Source organism: Mesorhizobium sp. B2-3-14, assembly GCF_006442175.1.
Lineage (GTDB): Bacteria > Pseudomonadota > Alphaproteobacteria > Rhizobiales > Rhizobiaceae > Mesorhizobium > Mesorhizobium australicum.
In genome coordinates, this window is record NZ_VFVP01000007.1 from 78,994 (window position 1) to 96,510 (window position 17,517).

The 17,517-nt window shown below is 64.2% G+C and carries 16 protein-coding genes; 13 read left to right on the forward strand and 3 right to left on the reverse strand.

The window, feature by feature from the left end; genetic code table 11:
• Positions 1-18 precede the first annotated feature (18 nt).
• The 10 genes from FJ950_RS18995 (at position 19) to FJ950_RS19040 (ending at position 11,775) form a co-directional block, all read left to right on the forward strand.
• Positions 19-1,188 (forward strand): glycosyltransferase family 4 protein, encoded by a 1,170-nt coding sequence (locus FJ950_RS18995; RefSeq protein WP_140617923.1) that lies wholly within the window; start codon positions 19-21, stop codon positions 1,186-1,188.
• A complete protein-coding gene (locus FJ950_RS19000; protein WP_015316841.1) occupies positions 1,185-2,486 on the forward strand; it encodes a hypothetical protein in 1,302 nt (433 codons plus the stop codon). Before FJ950_RS18995 ends, FJ950_RS19000 begins: the two co-directional genes overlap by 4 nt.
• Positions 2,487-2,495: 9 nt before the next feature.
• Entirely contained in the window at positions 2,496-3,716 is a 1,221-nt protein-coding gene (locus FJ950_RS19005; protein ID WP_140617924.1) for a GNAT family N-acetyltransferase, read from the forward strand.
• Positions 3,717-3,825: 109 nt separating this feature from the next.
• Positions 3,826-4,974: a GNAT family N-acetyltransferase gene (locus tag FJ950_RS19010; RefSeq protein ID WP_246681343.1), complete on the forward strand. Its 1,149-nt coding sequence runs from the start codon at positions 3,826-3,828 to the stop codon at positions 4,972-4,974.
• Positions 4,975-5,086: 112 nt separating this feature from the next.
• Positions 5,087-5,311, forward strand: coding sequence for a hypothetical protein (locus tag FJ950_RS19015; protein WP_140617926.1), 225 nt, complete (start codon positions 5,087-5,089; stop codon positions 5,309-5,311).
• Positions 5,312-5,405: 94 nt separating this feature from the next.
• Complete coding sequence (gene ligD, locus FJ950_RS19020) at positions 5,406-7,913, forward strand: DNA ligase D (RefSeq protein WP_140617927.1); 2,508 nt, start codon at positions 5,406-5,408, stop codon at positions 7,911-7,913.
• A 317-nt stretch (positions 7,914-8,230) separates the two neighbouring features.
• The gene (locus FJ950_RS19025) at positions 8,231-9,136 is read left to right on the forward strand and encodes a Ku protein (RefSeq protein WP_015316846.1); all 906 of its coding nucleotides are present in this window, start codon (positions 8,231-8,233) and stop codon (positions 9,134-9,136) included.
• Positions 9,133-10,266 carry a tetratricopeptide repeat protein gene (locus FJ950_RS19030; RefSeq protein WP_140617928.1) on the forward strand — a complete coding sequence of 378 codons (1,134 nt, stop codon included), beginning with the start codon at positions 9,133-9,135 and terminating at the stop codon, positions 10,264-10,266. The genes FJ950_RS19025 and FJ950_RS19030 overlap by 4 nt, the downstream gene beginning before the upstream one ends.
• A gap of 88 nt (positions 10,267-10,354) precedes the next feature.
• Positions 10,355-10,999 carry an alpha/beta family hydrolase gene (locus FJ950_RS19035; protein ID WP_140617929.1) on the forward strand — a complete coding sequence of 215 codons (645 nt, stop codon included), beginning with the start codon at positions 10,355-10,357 and terminating at the stop codon, positions 10,997-10,999.
• A 5-nt stretch (positions 11,000-11,004) separates the two neighbouring features.
• Entirely contained in the window at positions 11,005-11,775 is a 771-nt protein-coding gene (locus tag FJ950_RS19040; RefSeq protein WP_140617930.1) for an exodeoxyribonuclease III, read from the forward strand.
• A 134-nt stretch (positions 11,776-11,909) separates the two neighbouring features.
• Here FJ950_RS19040 and FJ950_RS19045 read toward each other — a convergent pair whose 3' ends face one another.
• Positions 11,910-12,002 carry a lasso RiPP family leader peptide-containing protein gene (locus FJ950_RS19045; protein WP_140617931.1) on the reverse strand — a complete coding sequence of 31 codons (93 nt, stop codon included), beginning with the start codon at positions 12,000-12,002 and terminating at the stop codon, positions 11,910-11,912.
• Between the two features lie 245 nt (positions 12,003-12,247).
• On the opposite strand from FJ950_RS19045, the gene FJ950_RS30100 reads away from it, so the two are divergent.
• A complete protein-coding gene (locus FJ950_RS30100) occupies positions 12,248-13,804 on the forward strand; it encodes a WD40 repeat domain-containing protein (protein ID WP_140617932.1) in 1,557 nt (518 codons plus the stop codon).
• Between the two features lie 689 nt (positions 13,805-14,493).
• On the opposite strand, the gene FJ950_RS19055 is transcribed toward FJ950_RS30100, so the two are convergent.
• Entirely contained in the window at positions 14,494-15,234 is a 741-nt protein-coding gene (locus tag FJ950_RS19055; RefSeq protein ID WP_140617933.1) for a sulfotransferase family protein, read from the reverse strand.
• Between the two features lie 265 nt (positions 15,235-15,499).
• Here FJ950_RS19055 and FJ950_RS19060 point away from each other — a divergent pair, with 265 nt between their 5' ends.
• Positions 15,500-15,691 (forward strand): hypothetical protein, encoded by a 192-nt coding sequence (locus FJ950_RS19060; protein WP_348641173.1) that lies wholly within the window; start codon positions 15,500-15,502, stop codon positions 15,689-15,691.
• A 477-nt stretch (positions 15,692-16,168) separates the two neighbouring features.
• Complete coding sequence (locus tag FJ950_RS19065; RefSeq protein ID WP_015316855.1) at positions 16,169-16,468, forward strand: DUF1236 domain-containing protein; 300 nt, start codon at positions 16,169-16,171, stop codon at positions 16,466-16,468.
• 84 nt (positions 16,469-16,552) lie between these two features.
• On the opposite strand, the gene yghU is transcribed toward FJ950_RS19065, so the two are convergent.
• The gene (gene yghU, locus FJ950_RS19070; protein WP_140617934.1) at positions 16,553-17,419 is read right to left on the reverse strand and encodes a glutathione-dependent disulfide-bond oxidoreductase; all 867 of its coding nucleotides are present in this window, start codon (positions 17,417-17,419) and stop codon (positions 16,553-16,555) included.
• Positions 17,420-17,517 lie beyond the last annotated feature (98 nt).

Sequence of the window (17,517 nt, forward strand, 5' to 3'; positions counted from 1 at the left end):
AGAAAGATGCATGGGAATATGCGGATTGCATGCGTCCATCAGGGCTATGAACTCTATGGTTCCGATCGCAGCTTCGCGGAGAGCGTCGCCGCGTTGCGCGCCGCGTTTCCTTCAGCCGATATCGAGGTCGTCCTGCCGCGCAGCGGACCGATCTTGCGGATCCTCGAACCGCATGCGACCCGGATCGTCTTCGAGCCGCTCTGGGTGCTGAGGCGCCAGGCGATTGCGCGCCTTGCCACCATCGAGATGGCGCGGCTGCCGGTCGCGGTGCTGAGGGCCTGGCGGCGGCTCCGGGATTGCGATCTCACCTATGTCAACACCTCGATCGTGGCCGACTATGCGCTTGCCGCGCGCCTGCTGCCGCACAAGGCCGTGCTGCACATCCACGAAATTCCCGAAGGCGCCATGCGCAGGATCCTAGTCGGCCTGATGCACTGGAGCCATGCCGATCTCATCTTCAACTCGCGCGCCACACGCGCCGCGTTCGGCGAGCCCAGATACGCGCGCTCCCATGTGGTCTATAACGGCGTTGCCGGCCCGGCCGCGGCCGAAGCGACGACCTATGACGGCAAGCGGCCGCTCAAGGTGCTGCTGCTTGGCCGCATCAACAGGATCAAGGGCCAGGAAGTGCTTTTGGAGGCGATCGCCTCGTTGCCGGCGGAACTCAAGTCGAGGATCGAGGTGCGGCTGGTCGGCGGCGCCTTCGAAAGTACCGAGCGCGAACGCGCGCTCGCCGAACGGGTCGGCAGCATGGGGCTCGGCGGACGCGTCAGCGTGCTGCCCTTCATCCCCGATCCCTCCGAGCATTATCGCTGGGCCGATATCGTCACCGTGCCCTCGCGGCGTCCCGAATCGCTCGGCCGCGTCGCCATCGAGGCGATGGCCTACGGCCGGCCGCCGCTGGTGTCGGCGATCGGCGGGCTGGTCGAGGTGGTGAGCGACGGTGAGACCGGCTGGCATGTTCCGCCCGGCGATGCCGCCGCCCTTGCAGCCAAACTCGAGGAGATCATCCTGCGGCCCGAGGCCTGGCGCTCCTTTGTCGCTGCCGGGCGGGCGCGCTACGAGGCGGTCTTCAGCGAACCGGTCGCGGCGGCGGCGATCGCGGCGATAGCCGCCGACAAGCTGAAGACACCCATCGCGAGGCCGGGGCGGGCGGCAACCGCCCGCCAGGCGGAGACACGGCCGTGAAACTTCCTGGCCATCTGGTGCGGCGTCTCGTGCTGATGATCGGCGGCGAGGCGATGCAGAGCGGCTTCCACTTCGCCCTCAACATCGCGCTGCTGCACATGCTTTCGGCGCAAGGCTACGGCCTCTTTGCCATCGGCATGGTGATGGGCGGCGTCGGCCTGTCCTACATCAGGTCGCTCACCGCCGTTCCGGCCTCGATATGGATGGGCAAGAGCACCAACAGCGCCGGCGTCGATGCCTATGACGTCGCCTTCGGGACGGCGGCGCTGGTCGTTGCCTTGCTGATGGCCGTCGGCACGGCGATCGTGATGCGTCTCTTGGGCGACCCCAGCGGAATTGCCGCGGGCTGTTTCGTCGGCGCATGGTCGCTGCGCAGCCACATGCGCACGGCCTTCTTCGCGCGCCGCCAGCAGGTGATCGTTTCCGTCAGCGATGCCGCCTTCACGATCGCCGGCACGGTCATGGCCGGCCTGGCGATCTGGCTGGCCAAGGACGCGCTGCAGACCGTGTTCTATGCGCTCGCGGCGGCCAATGTGTTTGGCATCTTCGTCCTGGTCAGGCTGGCGCGCCGCACGATGCGCATCAGCTTCCGCATGCCGACACGGCGGCGCTATGCGAGGCTGTGGTCCCAGCTCTGCTGGTCGGCATTCAGCGCCACCACCACCAACATCCAGGGGCAATGCCTGGCGCTGCTGGTCGCGGGGATTGCCGGGCCGGCCGCCTATGCGCCGCTGGCGGCGGTGCTGGTGCTGTTCGCGCCGCTGCGCATCAGCAGTCTTGCCTTCGTGAACATGACGCAGCCCGAACTCGCCAAGCTGATGCGCAACAACGAAACGCGCCGTGTCTGGGCGCAGGCAAAGCTGTGGGCCGTTGTCATGGGCCTTGGCGCGGTTGTCTATGGATGCGCCATCCTGTTCGTCCTGCCGATGATAAAGTCCCAGGCTCTCCAGGACGCGTCGGTGGGATTTATCGGGTTTTTCGTCATCGCGAATTTCGTTCCGATCATGCTCTACATCATGCCCCGCATCGTGCTCGAGATAATGGGTGACTTCCGCATCGTCGCGTTCATCACACTGGGCGGCGCCATCGTCGGGCTGGCGTTGATCGCCATCCTGCTGTCGATCGCCTCCCCGCCATGGGCGCTGCTGGGTTCGGCGGTGTCCGAGATCTTCGTGCTCGTGGCATCATGGTATTTCGTGCATCACCGCATGTGGAACATCGAGCACCCGGACCAGCAGCGCGACAGCCGCCTGGGCTCCTGGCGACGGGCGGTTTCGTTCGCCGCGGTCAAGCGATAGGAGAAGGATGTGACAGGCCACGCAGTGCAAATTGCCTCGATGACCGACTTGCCTGGGGGGCAGGTCTCGCATCCCACCTCCATCGCGGCGAACGACGCCTATACGGCAAAACTGCACACCAGCCTCGAGGCGGTCAGGCCACTCTGGCTGCGCCTCCAGGAAAGCGGTGTGTGCACCGGCCACCAGAATTACGCCTGGGCGGAAGGGATCGCCACGCGGCTGCTGCCGGAAGGCGCCGAACTCCTCATCGTCGAGGTGGGCGACGCCACGACCGGCGAACCCAGGATGCTGGTGCCGCTGATGCGGCGCAGGGCCTTCCATCATTGGGTGGTCGAATGGTTGAGCTGTGGCGTCTGCGACTATTCGGCACCGCTGCTGGCCGATGCCAGCCCGTGGACGCGGCAATCCGCGCAGGCTGCGTGGGCGGCGGTGCGCTCGGCGCTGCCGCCGGCGGACCGCGTCCACATCGTGGGGATTCCCCGACAGATTCAGGGCGTCGCCAATCCGCTGGCCTTGCTGTCGGCCACACGCGATTCCATCCAGACCACTTTCGGCCTCGCCATCGACGGCGATCCCGAAACAGTGCTCAAGCGTCTCTGCAGGCCATCCTTCGTCAAGGAATTCGGCAAGGACTGGCGCCGCCTCGAACGGCTTGGCGGCGTGGAACTGGTCGAGGCCGGGGCGCCGGCCGAGGTTGACCGTATCTTCGGCGAACTGGTGCGGATGCGGCTCGACCGCTTTCGCGAGCTTGGTCGCTTCGATCTGCTGACCCAGGAGAACATCGTCGAATTTTACCGGAACGCGGCTGTTCAGGGCCTGTTGGACGGCTCTGTACGGCTTTTCGGACTGCTCGTCGGCGAGGCTCTGATCGCGGTACAATATCTGCTCGTGCATCAAGGGACTGTTCATGCTCTGCTGATAGCAATGGACCAGGGCGTCGTGCCCAATGTCTCGCCGGGGCTTGCAATCATGGGCAGGTTGATCGGCTGGGCGCGCGAACGAGGCTTTGGATATTTCGACCTGTCGGTCGGCAACCAGAGCTACAAGGAACATATGGGCGCCAAGGGTTCGGTATTGGTCGAACTCTGCCATGGGTTCACGATGCGGGGCAGTGTGGCGACCACCGCCATCGAGTTCCGCAGGCGGGTCGAGGCTTTCGTACGCTCCAGCCCAAGGCTGCTCAACGCGGTCCAGGGAACAATGCGGGGTTTTCGGCGCTTGCGTGGATAATGCCCATGCGCCCCAGAACGAATGGGAGAGGCATGTGGCAAGCCAGGCAGTGCGGTTGGTCGCGACAGCGGATGCACCGGTTCAACCGATTTCGCCGGTTAGAGCAGGCATGGGCGCCACCGCGCACTATACGGCGCGGCTGCACACCAGCTTCGACACCGTAAGGCAGCTCTGGCAGCGTCTTGAGGAGACCGGTTTGTGCACCGGCCACCAGGGCCTTGCCTGGGTGGAAGGGATCGCCGGGCGGCTGATGCCCAAAAGCGCCGCGCTGCTCGTCGTCGAGGTCAATGATGCCGCCACGGGCGCGCATGTCATGCTGCTGCCGCTGATGCGGCGCCGGGCGCTCGGCCACTCCGTGATCGAATGGCTGAGCTGCGGCGTGTGCGATTATTCGGCGCCGCTGCTGGCCGATGCCAGGCCTTGGACCAGGCAAAACGCCGACGCCGCCTGGGCCGCGGTCCGCGCCGTGCTGCCGCCGGCCGACCGCATCCATATTGCGGGGATTCCGCGGGAAATCCACGGCGTGGCCAATCCGCTGGCGCTGCTTTCGGCGGCGCGCGACTCCATTCAGATCGCCTCGGGTCTGGTCATGGATGGCGAGCCGGAGACGCTGGTCAAGCGTATCTGCAAATCCTCCTTCACCAAGAATTTCAACAAGCACTGCCGCCGCTTCGAACAACTCGGAGGCCTCGCACTGGTCGAAGCCGAGACGCCTGAGATGATCGAGGAGCAGTTCGGCAGGCTGCTCGACCTCAGGCTCAACCGCTTTCGCGAACTCGGGCGCTTCGACCTTTTGACGCAGGCGCCGATCGTGGAGTTCTACCGCAACGCCGCGCTGCAGGGGCTTTCCGACGGCTCGGTGCGGCTGTTCGGGCTGCGCGTCGGCCAGGCCTATCTCGCTGTCATGTACGTGCTGGTCATGAAGGGCACCTTGCACGCCCTGCTGCTCGGGATCGACCAGGACGCGGTGGCCAACGTCGCGCCGGGCCTGACGATGATCGGCAAGCTGATGGTGTGGGCACGGGCGCAAGGGCTCGGCTATTTCGACCTCTCGGTCGGCGGACAGGGATACAAGCAGCATATCGGCGCCTCGAACTCGGTGCTGGCCGAACTGTGCGAGGCGATGACGCTGAAGGGCAGGGGCTCGACCGCCTATATTAGGCTGCGCTGCAAGGCCGAACTGTTCGTGCGCTCCAAGCCGCGGCTTTACAAGGCCGTGCAGGGCGTGATGCGCCGTTTCCGGCGGTTGAAGACCTGAAGGACGCCGCCCGCGAAATTGACAGGCGCGCGTGTCTCCGCCATCCTTGGGGCCAGTCGCCGGGCCGCCAAAAGCGGCCGAGTTCCGTGTCAGGCGACCGAGGGCGAAGCGCATGTCCACTGCCGTGAACGGCCAGAACTCCAAGCGCGCCGCGGTGCGCAAGGCACTTGACCGCCACAAGGTCTACGTCACCGCGCAGCGTTTCTCAGGCGGCACCTACAGTGCGCGCGTGCTGGTCGACGGCGAGGCCTACTGGGTGGATGAGTTCCGGCTGAGCCAGTTGCAGCAGGGCTTGTCGCCGGCCGAGCTGGAGCTGATGCCGGCGACGGACGACTGAGACCACGTGATAAATCGCGAGCGGTGCCAAGATAGCGCCCCACGGCGCGAAGGAACGAGGCGGTTGTTGGTTTCCGCCAGGCTCGGCTTTTGACATGCCGCCCGCCAAGCTCGGATCCTATCGCGCCAAGCGCGAATTCTCGAAGACGCCGGAGCCGGCCGGCGGGCTGATGACTGGGGGTGGCAACCGCTTCGTCATCCATAAGCATCACGCCACGGCGGACCACTACGATCTGCGCCTGCAGGTTGGCGATGTCTTGAAAAGCTGGGCGGTGCCGCGCGGGCCATCGCTCAACCCAGCAGACAAAAGGCTGGCCGTGGAGACCGAGGACCATCCGCTCGAATACATCGATTTCGAGGGCGTCATCCCCGAAGGCGAATATGGCGGCGGGCCGATGATCGTCTGGGACACCGGCAGCTGGGCGCCGATGGACGATGTCGACAAAAGCCTGCGCACCGGCGCCTTCAAGTTCCGGCTGGCCGGCGAAAAGCTCAATGGCGGCTGGATGTTGACCCGGCTGAAGCCAAAGCCCGGCGAAGACGAGAACAAGAAGAACTGGCTGCTGTTCAAGGAGCGCGACCTCGCCGCCGACACGGGGCTGAATATCCTCGAAGCGCGGCCGGAAAGCGTGAAATCCGGCCTGCGCATCGAGGAGCTGGCAGCGCCACCTAGCCCGGCCGCGAAGTCCGCGCCAAAGCCCGGTTCGCTGAAGCCGGGCGACCTGCCGGGCGCGGCCAAGGCGCCGGCGCTGAGCCGCATCGAGCCGCAACTGGCAACACAGGTGCCGAAGCCGCCGGGCGGCGAAAGCCTTGCCGAGAATACGAACGAGCCCTGGCTGCACGAGATCAAATTCGACGGCTACCGTACCATGGCGCATATCTCCGAAGGGGAGGTGCGGCTGATCACGCGCGGTGGCATCGACTGGACGAGACGCTATGGCGACTTGCCACATGCGTTCGCCAAGCTGCCGTGCCGCGAGGCGATCGTCGATGGCGAGATCGTCGTGCTCGATGCCAAGGGCATCTCCCGCTTTGCGCTGTTGCAGGACGCGCTGGCAGCGGGCGCCGGCAGCAAGCTGCATTTCTACGCCTTCGACCTGTTGCATCTCGAGGGCTGGGATCTGATGAAGGTGCCGCTCATCCGGCGCAAGGCGCTGTTGGCCGAACTGCTTGGCGGGCTTGGCGCCAACTCCGCGATCCAGTTCTCCGACCATGTCGAGGGTTCCGGGCAAGCGCTTTACGACCAGGTGACGGAACTCGGCCTGGAGGGCGTGGTCTCCAAGCGCGCCACCGCGATCTATCAGAGCGGCCGCACCAAGAGCTGGACCAAGACCAAGGCACTCGAAAAGGACGATTTCGTCATCGCCGGCTACACCATTTCGGACGCGGCCGAGGGGCTGGCCGCGCTCGGCATGGCCGAGTGGGTGGACGGCGAACTGCACTATCGCGGCAAGGTCGGCACCGGCTTCGATGCCGGGACCGCGGCCGACCTGCTGGCCCGGCTTGGGCCGCTCACATCCGGCGCCACGCCGCCGGAAGGCGTGCCGCGCGAAATCATGCGCGAGATGCACTGGGTCAAGCCGCTGTTTTCGGCGCGCATCCACTACGCCAATCGAACCGCGGACAATTCGTTGCGCCACGGTGTGTTCCGGGGCCTCAGGGATGTCGGCCTGTCGACGCCGGTCTCCTCGACGCGCAAGCGCCTGATCTCCGAGGCCGACCTCGCCACCATCTGGGTGACCAACCCGACGCGTCGGCTGTTCGGCAAGACCGGCCCGACCAAGCTCGACATCGCCGTCTATTACGCGCTGGTCGGCGACTTCATGCTGCCGCACATCCTTGGCCGCCCGGTGTCGCTGGTGCGCTGCCCGACCGGCCTGCCCAAGGACTGCTTCTTCCAGCGTCATGCGTTCACCGGCATGCCGCCTTCGGTGGTGACATTCCAGGCGACCAATTCCGAGGGCGAGACCAAGTCCTATCTCTCGGTCGAGGGCGCGAAAGGATACCTGGCGCTGGCGCAGTTCGGCGTCGTCGAGTTCCACACCTGGGGCACGCATCGCTCGAGCCTCGACAAGCCCGACCAGATCGTCCTCGACCTCGACCCGGGCGAGGGGATTTCCTGGCGCGAGGTGGTGGAGGCCGCCGTGCACATCAAGGGCGAGCTGGAGGGGCTTGGCCTGGTGCCGTTCGCAAAAACCTCCGGCGGCAGCGGTATCCACATCACCGTGCCGGTGACGCAAAAGCAGAACTGGAAGAAGCTGCATCAGGCAACCAGCGCCATATCAACGCATCTAGCGGCCACCGCGCCCGACACCTTCACCACCACAATGGGCAAGGAAAACCGCAAGCGGCGCATCTTCATCGACTATCACCGCAACGCGCGTGGCCACACCTCGGCCGCGCCCTATTCGCTGCGCGCCCGAACCAACCTGCCGGCCTCGACACCGGTGAGCTGGGCCGATCTGGAGGCGATCGATGCACCGCAGGATTTGAATTATGCGTCGCTGCCGGGGTTGCTGGAGACGTCGGGCGATCCGTGGGCTGAGATCGACGACTTCGCCAGGGATCTGCCGGTGGTCTCGGGAAAGGTAAACGGGCTTTGAGGCGCCCTTCGACGACCAGGGCTCCTGAACTTCGTCATCCTAGGGCGAAGCAGGAGCGAAGCTCCGTCGCGAAGACCCTAGGATGACGAAGCGTGGAGCGTTCGCTGTGGTCGCCGGCGTGTCGGCTCAAACGCCATCGACGCTTTCGACAATTTGAATTATCTTGTCGCCGGTCCTCTCGCAGCCCCGGCGGGAAGATTTCGTCAGGGATTTGTCGGTATTGTGCGGGGTCGGTGTAGGATTTGCGCAGCCTTGTTCGTCCTTCGGACGAAGCGCTGCGAAGTAACAGTCAGTGCATGGCCGCGTAGGAGTTCATCATGGCGCCCAGGGCAAGTTGGAAGGGTTACCTCAAACTCAGTCTCGTCAGCTGTCCGGTGCGGCTATATCCCGCCACCAGCGCCAGCGAGCGCATCTCGTTCAACCAGCTGCACAAGAAGACCCACAACCGCATCAACATGAAGCCGGTCGACCCTGAACTGGGGCTCGTTGAGCGGGCGGATCTGGTCAAGGGCTACGAGTACGAGGACAAGCAGTACATCATCATCGACGATGCCGACCTCGACGCGGTGCGCATCGAATCCAACCACACGATGAACATCGAGGCTTTCGTCGATGAGGACGAGGTCGACGTCATCTACCAGGACGCGCCCTATTACATGGCGCCGGACGGGGCGATGGCGGAAGAGACTTTCGCCGTGCTGCGCGAAGCGATGCGCAAATCCGGCAAGCTCGCCATCGCCAGGCTGGTGCTGTCCAGCCGCGAGCGCGTGGTGACGATCGGCGCGCGCGAGAACGGGATGTTCGTGTGCACGTTGAGGAACCCGAACGAAGTGCGTGGCACGGCTGAATATTTCGGCAACATTCCAGCCGGCAAGCCTGACCCGGAAATGCTGCAGCTTGCCGAAGCGCTGATCAAGCAGAAGGAAACCACCTTCGATCCGAAGAATTACGAGGACCGCTACGAGGTCGCGCTGATGACGATGATCCGCGAGAAGCTGAAGGGCCACAAGCCGATCATCGCGGCGGCACCGGAGCGCGGCAACGTCATCAACCTGATGGATGCGCTGAAGGCCAGCCTGTCTCAGTCGAAGCCGCCGGCCAAGTCGAAGAGCAAGGCCGACGAGCCCGCCAAGCCCGCCGCGAAGAAGGCGGCCGCGGGTGGTGCGCCTGAAAATCCGCTCAAGGCCAACCTGCTCAAGGCGGTCGGCAAGAGCAAGAAATGACGGCTCCGGCCGTTCCGGGCGCTGTCTTCGGCACGATCGGCGCACTGGCGGCGTTTCCGCTCAGGCTTGCCGCACGCGAGGTGGAGCGCCAGCACGGCCAGCTCAGGCGCGGCGTCACCCGCCGCACCACGCATGTCGTGTTCGGACGCGCATTGTTGGTCAAGGCGGGACTGACCAAGGCCGGACTCACCAAAAATAGCGATAGCGAGATCGAACGTCGCGTTGGCGCCGAGCGCGCGGCCGGGCGCATTCTCATGAGCGAGAACGGTTTCCTGCGGCTGCTCGGGCTGATGAAGGCGCCCGAGGCCTCTTCGCTGTCGCGCCAATCGCTGATCGACCAGTCAAGGCTGTCCGGCGCCGATCTCGACAGGCTCAGCCTGTTTGATGCCTTCGAGCATGATGGCGAGCCCTATTCCTTCCGCGACCTGATTCTGGCGCGCAAATATGCGGGGCTGATCGCCGGGGGCGCGACATGGGGCGCGATCGCGCGCTCCGTCCACCGCTCCGGCCCGGTGGCTTCGCTGACCGCCAAGTCGCTCAATGTCGGCTCGCAGCACGGCCGCCCCGACGCCATCTACCTCGAAGGCGGCCAGAGCGAGCTCGACGGGCAGCTGCTGTTCGATCTCGGCGCCGCGGCAGAAGGCGACGACACGCTGGAAGACTTGTTCGCCGAGGCGGAAGCCGCCGAGGAGGGCGGCGACCATGACGGGGCCGCCGCACTCTACCAGCGCTGCCTCGCCATCGATCCCACCGACGCCATCGCCGCCTTCAACCGCGCCAACTGTTTGCGCGGGTCCGGGCGCGTGGCGGAAGCCGCGCATGATTATGCCAGGGCGATCAAGCTCGATCCGGTCTTCGTCGAAGCCTGGTTCAACCTGGCCGGGCTGATGAGCGAGCAAGGGCGCGACGCTTCGGCGCGAAGGCATTTGCAGAAGGCGATCGCGCTCGACAAGACTTATGCCGACCCGGTGTTCAATCTGGCGCGGCTGGAGTTTGACGCCGGCAATCTGCTCGAGGCGCGGCGGCTGTGGATGCGGTACCTGGAGCTCGACGCGGCCTCGGAATGGGCAGTGGTGGCTGCCAGGGGTGTGCAGTTCGTGGACATGCAGCTGGCGAAGTCGGCGGGGTGACGATGGTGGGCGAAGGCCGCGATGACAGCCGATCTCTCGCTTCGTGGCGGGAGATCGGCAGCTTCGCCGTCGCGCGGGGTGTCACATCATGACCAGCTTCCTCTTCGACGGCCACGAGACCGCTCCCGTCACCATCCTGCTTGCCCATGGCGCCGGCGCTTCAATGGACTCTCCCTCCATGACAGCCACCGCAAAGGCGCTGGCCGCCGCTGGCTTCCAGGTCGTGCGCTTCGAGTTCCACTATATGGCCGCGCGCCGCTACGGCCAGCGCAAGCCGCCGCCGCGTGCCGAGACGGTGAACCCGGAATACATCAACGCGATCGCCGACCTCAGGGCGAAGGGCGTGACGGGCAAGCTCATCATCGGCGGCAAGTCGATGGGCGGGCGGGTCGCGTCGATGATCGCCGACGAGATGTTTTCCAAGGGCGAAATATCGGGACTGGTCTGCCTCGGCTATCCCTTCCATCCGCCTGGCAAGCCCGAGCAATTGCGGACAAAACATCTCGCCGGGCTGAAGACGCCGACGCTGATCTTCCAAGGCACACGCGACGAGTTCGGCACCAAGGACGAGGTCGCGACCTACAACCTTTCCGATGCCATCGAAGTGATCTGGCTGGAGGACGGCGACCATGATTTGAAGCCGCGCAAGAGTATTTCGGGTTTCTCTACCGCGGATCATCTGACGACGCTGGCGGAGACGGTGAAGGCTTGGATGGGCAGGATCGCGCCCTGATCCCAATGAAGATCGCCAGCTTCAACATCAACAACATCAACAGCAGGCTGGACAACCTGCTGTCGTGGCTCGGCTCCGCAAAACCCGATGTGGTCTGCCTGCAGGAACTGAAGGCGCGCGACACGCAGTTTCCGCGTACCGCGCTTGCCGATGCCGGCTATGGCGCGGTGTGGAAAGGCGAGCCGACCTGGAACGGCGTCGCCATACTCGCGCGCGGTGCCGAGCCGGTGCTGACCCGCGATGTGTTGCCCGGCGACGATGCCGACCGGCAGAGCCGCTACATCGAGGCTGCGGTCAACGGCATCGTCATCGCCTGCCTTTATGCACCGAACGGCAACCCGCGGCCGGGACCGAAATTCACCTACAAGCTCGCCTGGCACGCAAGGCTGGAAGCGCATGCCGAACAACTCATCGACACCGGCCTGCCCGTGGTGCTGGCCGGCGACTACAACATCGTGCCCGAGCCGCGCGACATCTACGCCACACGCTCCTATGACGACAACGCGCTGGTGCAGCCGGAAAGCCGCGCCGCCTTCGCCGCGCTGCTCGAACAAGGCTGGACCGATGCGTTGCGCAAGAGATACCCGAAGGAAACGCTCTACACCTTCTGGGATTACCGCCGGAACCGCTGGCCACGCAACGCGGGCCTGCGGCTCGACCACATCCTGTTGTCGAAGACGCTGGTGCGCAAGCTCAGGGCCGCCGGCATCGATCGTGACGTGCGCGGGCAAGATGGCGCCAGCGACCACGCGCCGGTCTGGGTGGAATTGGGGTGAAGGCCGTCGCGACAGTCGTCGCGTAAACCACGCGACGGCAACGCTGTCACGGCCTCAAGAAAGACAGAGCATCCCTGCCTGCCGATCGGACAGTGCCCCCAACATTATTGGCGGATATGTTCCGGGTACTGAAATCAGCCCGGCAGTATCGGCGCCGAGGGCCCGGCCGTGACCGACTTCAGATTACCCTTCTTGACCAGGACGGGTCGTTCATAAATCTTCTTCATAGTGCAAGCTCTCCACTATATCCCGTCGCGATAGTGACACATTACGGTCATCTGTCAATGTTGTGAGGGCGATAGTCGAGGTTATCCCACCGAAGCATCGCGGACTCTGGGCTCCAGGAGGCCGGGTGCCCTGGCGCAAATCCGAATCCTGCGATCGGTATACATCAGGGCAGGAAACAAGAGCGGCGCTTTGCGGCATCCACCGACGCTGATAATCTTGTCCAAATCGGCGGGCGGAGGGCGCGATGAACAGGTTGGCTGACAAGGTGCTGGCGCTTGTCCTGGCCGTGGTCGCGGCTGCCTGTCTGGCCCAGGTCTATCCGCTGATCGACATCCTGGCCGGGCGTGGCCTTGCCGGGCTCGACGCTGCCACGCTGCGGCCGGCGGCATATTCGGCGGCGGCACTTGCCTGTTTCATCGGTGCGTTGCTGTTCCTGGCGGGTCAATTGCCCGGCCGGCCCGTGCACGCGGCCGGGGTGCCGCTGTTCGGCAGGGACGCCGAATTGGAGCCGGCGGGCCGCCCACGCCTGCGCCGGACTTTCCTGGTGCTGCCAGTGGTTGTCTTGCTGGCGCTGCTTGGCGACGGGTTCGGCTCGTGGCGGCCGCATGAGGGTGGCGAGCATGTCGCCAGCGCGCCGCCCATGGAATCCGCGCCAAAGCCGGAATCGCCGTCGCCGGTTGCTCGGACACCGCCCTTGCCGCCGGCCCTGCCGTCCGAGCAGGCGGCCACGCCGCCAGCCGCTGCAAACCCGCCGGCTTTGCCGGTGCAACCAGCTCCGCCGGTGGCCGAGCCTGCTGTTCCGCCGGCGTCTACGGCCCCGATGCCGCCGGAGGTCGCGGTCATTCCGCCGCCGACGGTGGCGCCGTTGCCGCCGTCGCCGCCGGCGGCACCAACGCAGCCCGACGGCCATCGCGATGCGGTCGTCTGGCTGGCGGTGGCGCCGGATGGGCGTTCGATCATGAGCGCCAGCACCGACCACACGATTAAGCTCTGGGACGTGGGCGGCAAGCACCTGATGCGCAATCTCGGCGTTCACAAGGACATGGCGCGCACCGCGCTCTACATGCCCGACGGCGTCAGTGCGCTGACGGCCGGCGACGACGGTGAGATCGTGCAGCGAAAACTCGCCGACGGCGCGGTGCTGCACGTCTTCCAATCCGGCCAGAATGGTGGCGTCAACAAGCTGGCGATCAGCCCGGACGGCAGGCGCGCCGTCAGCGGGCACGACACCGGCAACGTCATTATCTGGGACCTCGTCAACGGGTCCGTGCTGCATGTGCTGACCGGCCACGACTGGTCGATCAGCGCGGTCGCCGTCTCGCCCGATGGCAAGCAGGCCCTCTCGGGCAGCATCGACGGGACGCTGAAACTCTGGGACATCGACAGCGGCAAGCAGTTGCGCAGCTGGCACGGCCATGAGCAAGGCACCTATGGCGCCGTCTTCACCGCCGACGGGCATCATCTGATCACCGGTAGCGGCGACCTGACGATCAAGGTCTGGGACGTCGACAGCGGCCGCGAGGTGAAGCGCTTCGAGGGCCACGAGGGCACGGTCTACGCGCTGGTGCTATCGGCCGACGGCAAACACCTGCTGTCCGGATCGCTCGACGGCACTGCAAGGCTGTGGGACATGGCAAGCGGCAACCAGATCGCCATGTTCGACAGCCAGACCGGACCGATCTACGCAGTCGCCTTCGCCGCCGATGGCACGGTGCTGACCGGCGGCTCCGACCGCACCATCAGGGATTGGCCGGCGGCCGGTGGTGACGGCGTCGTGCTGTTTGCAGGGGCGCCGGGGTGAGTGCCTGGAGAGGCTGGGCCGGGGCATGGACGCTGGTCAAGTAATCGGGGCGCTTGCCATGGTCGACGCGGACGGGGGGGCGCATTGTTGGGGTGTGCTCGGCGCCCGCGCCAACCAGGGCGGCTCGTACCGCCGCAACAACACCATCGCACATCGCCCACACGTCGGAAACTTCCGCGAAAGCGGAATAGGCAGGGGCTGCAAGGCCCGGCATTCTAAGCCGGCATGATCGGCCAACCGCCAGACGGCTTGGCGAGGCGGCAACGCAGTATGGCAAAGTGCTGGTCCATGGATTGACCGGGGACGTTGCGTCGCTATCTGACTCGATAGGCTGCGCGCCTGCGGATCGAACTGATCGGTTTTCCTTGTAGGACCAAGGTCTTGTTTCGTGCGCCCGAAAGTCCGAGAGGCCCCGTTCGGTTCCGGCAATGTCCATTGGACGTTCCGCTATTTTATCCAATCGAGATATGATCATCCGGCCTCGCCGCCAGGTTCAAGAACGGTAGCCTGCTCGGACAGGCATGGGCTGGTGGCTGCCCGGCAGGCAAAGACAAGCGCAAAATTCCGGCGAGAGCCGCTGCCAGCCAGCCTGCCCGCGTGAAAGCGGGTAGCTCTTGAGGTCGTTTGTTTCGGAGCGAAAAACTTGACCGCCCCATGCAGGCAAGGGATCGAACTGCCTGGGCTTGCCGTTACCCCAGCCACCACCACAATGCCGCGATCACCGCCGCGATGGCGGCCATCGTCAGCCCCAGCATGATGTAGGAGCCTTTGATGATGTCGCGGATGATCTTCTTGATCGTTTCGCGGTCGTTCAGGTTGGGGAAGGTTTCGTTTGGCTGGGCGACGTCGAGGAAATGGCAGAGCGGCCCCCAGCCTTCGCTGACGTTGAACACCAGCAGCTTTTCCGGCGGCACGGCTGCTCTCACTTCGTCGACATAGCTGGCGTAGCGGGCAACCGCCTTGTCGCGGTCACCCATGACGCCGGCCAATGTGCGGCCCCAGATGAGCTTGCGCGACATGTCGCCGAACTTGCGGCCGAACGGTGTGAGCCATTCCAGGACCTTGAACTGCCACAGGTTCTCGGTGAAGTAGATCGTGTCGATGGTGCTTTCATACCAGGCCTCGGCGCCGCGTGGGTGTAATGTCAGGAGCACCTTGGCGTCGGGGTAGGCAGCCATCAATTCCTTCCAGACGCAGCAGCCTGGATTGTCGACGGTGGCCGTATAGCTTGCGAACACGCGGTTCCAGTCGTGCTGGGTGCCGGGCGGGCTGTTGGCCACCGCGCGCCAGAAATCAAGATGGCCCTTATTGGCCTTGTTCATGATCACTTCCTGCATGTGATAGCAGGGCAGGCCGAGCCTGTTAAGCGCTGCAAAGGTCGACCATGTGCCGGTGCGGCCGAAACCGGCGCCGATAAGCTTGAGCGTCATTTCCAATCCCCACCGGACTTCTTTTCCCTGATATCGCGGTCCGTGAGCATCAAACTGCTCCTGCCGGGGCCGCCCCGCAACAAACTTCTACATGGATGCCTAGGCGGACGCCATACTTGCGTAGTTGCTAAAATAATGAAAGCCTGTGCGCGGGTGTGGAGATGGGCAGGGAGTCGCCGGACCGGAATCGGTTCGGCGATCTTGATGGTCGATGTATTTTGGGTCTTTTCTCGTCGGGATGTCGGCGACCACGATCGTTGTCGCAGTGTGGACATATATTGCTACCGGTTCGTTCTGGGTGGCGCTTGGCTGGACAGTGGTGGTCCTGGTCGTCCTGCAGGTCGGCTATTTCGTGCTCGTCGTGGGGCTGATCTACAGGCGCGCGCAAAACGTCGCGATGAGCCCGGATGCAGTCAACCCGGTGCCGCCGCTCCATCGGGACGGCGTCCGATTCTGACGAAGAGCTCCCGCTCCGGTATCGAGCGTTGCGCACCTTCCGCCAAATCGCGGCGGCCGGTGGAACGAAGCTGTGATGCGTGCGTTTTTCCTGCCTCGATCGGTGAGGCGCCACCTCCACCGGTCCGTTGAAGGCCCGTTCTGCTCCCGGCAGGGCGGGCCTTTTTTGGAGGCCCGGTAGAGCATTTGGAACGACACTCTTCGCTATACGTTAGTTGTTCCTAAGGAGCGGGTAATCCGAGAAAGAGGCGACATTGCTTGCGCTGCAACGCGCGATGCTTTTGCTATTTCCGCAAATTAGAAGAAGTTTCTTCAGAAAAGCAAAGCATACCATTGCTTATCTTCACATGTGTGCATAATAAAATGTGGCATGTTTCTGGTTGCGCGCCACATTTATTTCACAAACAAGGATGGAACCTCCCAGTTGCGTGAGAGTTTTCCCTGAGGCGGAGCGAAATACCCAATCATGGAGGTTGTTATGAAGCATTATCTTACGAGCGCCGCGGCTGCCATCGTCCTGCTGGGCGGCGTCGGAGCGGCCCTGGCGGACACGATCGTGGTCCAGCCGGAACAGGAGACGGTGGTTCGCGAATACATCAAGAAGGAGCCGCTAGCGTCGGTGAACCTTCTGGGCGTCGAGCTCAAGCTCGGCTCGTCCGTGCCGGACAAGGTCGAACTGCGCGAGGTCCCCAACGTCAAGTATCGCGTTGCGGTGATCAACGATCAGACCGTGCTGGTCGACCCGGACACCCGTCAGATCGTGGAAGTTCTTCACTGATCCGTCTCATGCATCAAGCAAAAAGCCCATCACCGATTTAATCCGGTGATGGGCTTTTGCTTGTCGCCCGCCAGTTCTCCAGAATTACTCGGCGGCCAGCTTGTCCTGCGTTCTGGTGTCGAAGTCGCTGGCGTCATGGCGTTCGTGCAGTTGCATGGACGGTTCGCCAAAGGCGCGGTTGACCATGCGGCCACGCTGGACAGCGGGCCGTTCGTCGATCGCTTTTGCCCAGCGCTGAACGTGCTTGTAATCCTGAACCGACAGGAATTCGGCGGAATCATTGTACATCCGGCCGAGCGCCAGCCCGCCATACCAGGGCCAGACCGCCATGTCGGCGACCGAATAATCCTTGCCACCGAGATACTCGACCTCGGCCAGCCGGCGGTCGAGTACGTCCATCTGCCGCTTCACCTCCATCGAGAAGCGGTCGATGGCGTATTCGAACTTCTCCGGCGCATAGGCGTAGAAATGGCCAAAACCGCCGCCGAGATACGGCGCAGAACCCATCTGCCAAAACAGCCAGGACAGCACTTCCGCCCGGTCCGGCTGTTCGGTGGGCAGGAATTCACCGAATTTTTCGGCGAGATAGACCAGGATCGAGCCGGATTCGAAGACGCGCAACGGGGTCTTGCCGCTTCGATCCATCAGGGCGGGGATCTTGGAATTGGGATTGACCTCGACAAAGCCGCTGCCGAACTGGTCGCCATCGTTGATCCGGATCAGCCAGGCGTCGTATTCGGCGCCCTTGTGGCCAAGCGCCAGAAGCTCCTCCAGCATCACCGTCACCTTGACGCCGTTCGGCGTCGCCAGCGAATAAAGCTGCAGCGGGTGCTTGCCGACGGGCAGGTCCTTGTCATGCGTCGGACCGGCGATCGGCCGGTTGATGCTGGCAAAGGTGCCGCCATTGGCCTTGTTCCAGGTCCATACTTTCGGCGGGGTGTATTCAGTCATTGCACGGCCTCTTGTCGTGGGAAGGATGGATAGGCGTTTATAGGTAGGGCCGTGGAGGGGGAAGTTCAACTTGTGTTGAACTATGTTAATCTTGGGCC

Bases quoted from the DNA above. Each gene is read 5' to 3' on its own strand.
- FJ950_RS18995 (WP_140617923.1), top strand. From the start codon at position 19: ATGCGGATTGCATGCGTCCATCAGGGCTATGAACTCTATGGTTCCGAT.
- FJ950_RS19010 (WP_246681343.1), top strand. From the start codon at position 3,826: ATGGGCGCCACCGCGCACTATACGGCGCGGCTGCACACCAGCTTCGAC.
- FJ950_RS19015 (WP_140617926.1), top strand. From the start codon at position 5,087: ATGTCCACTGCCGTGAACGGCCAGAACTCCAAGCGCGCCGCGGTGCGC.
- ligD (WP_140617927.1), top strand. From the start codon at position 5,406: ATGCCGCCCGCCAAGCTCGGATCCTATCGCGCCAAGCGCGAATTCTCG.
- FJ950_RS19025 (WP_015316846.1), top strand. From the start codon at position 8,231: ATGGCGCCCAGGGCAAGTTGGAAGGGTTACCTCAAACTCAGTCTCGTC.
- FJ950_RS19030 (WP_140617928.1), top strand. From the start codon at position 9,133: ATGACGGCTCCGGCCGTTCCGGGCGCTGTCTTCGGCACGATCGGCGCA.
- FJ950_RS19035 (WP_140617929.1), top strand. From the start codon at position 10,355: ATGACCAGCTTCCTCTTCGACGGCCACGAGACCGCTCCCGTCACCATC.
- FJ950_RS19040 (WP_140617930.1), top strand. From the start codon at position 11,005: ATGAAGATCGCCAGCTTCAACATCAACAACATCAACAGCAGGCTGGAC.
- FJ950_RS19045 (WP_140617931.1), bottom strand. From the start codon at position 12,002: ATGAAGAAGATTTATGAACGACCCGTCCTGGTCAAGAAGGGTAATCTG.
- FJ950_RS30100 (WP_140617932.1), top strand. From the start codon at position 12,248: ATGAACAGGTTGGCTGACAAGGTGCTGGCGCTTGTCCTGGCCGTGGTC.
- FJ950_RS19055 (WP_140617933.1), bottom strand. From the start codon at position 15,234: ATGACGCTCAAGCTTATCGGCGCCGGTTTCGGCCGCACCGGCACATGG.
- FJ950_RS19065 (WP_015316855.1), top strand. From the start codon at position 16,169: ATGAAGCATTATCTTACGAGCGCCGCGGCTGCCATCGTCCTGCTGGGC.
- yghU (WP_140617934.1), bottom strand. From the start codon at position 17,419: ATGACTGAATACACCCCGCCGAAAGTATGGACCTGGAACAAGGCCAAT.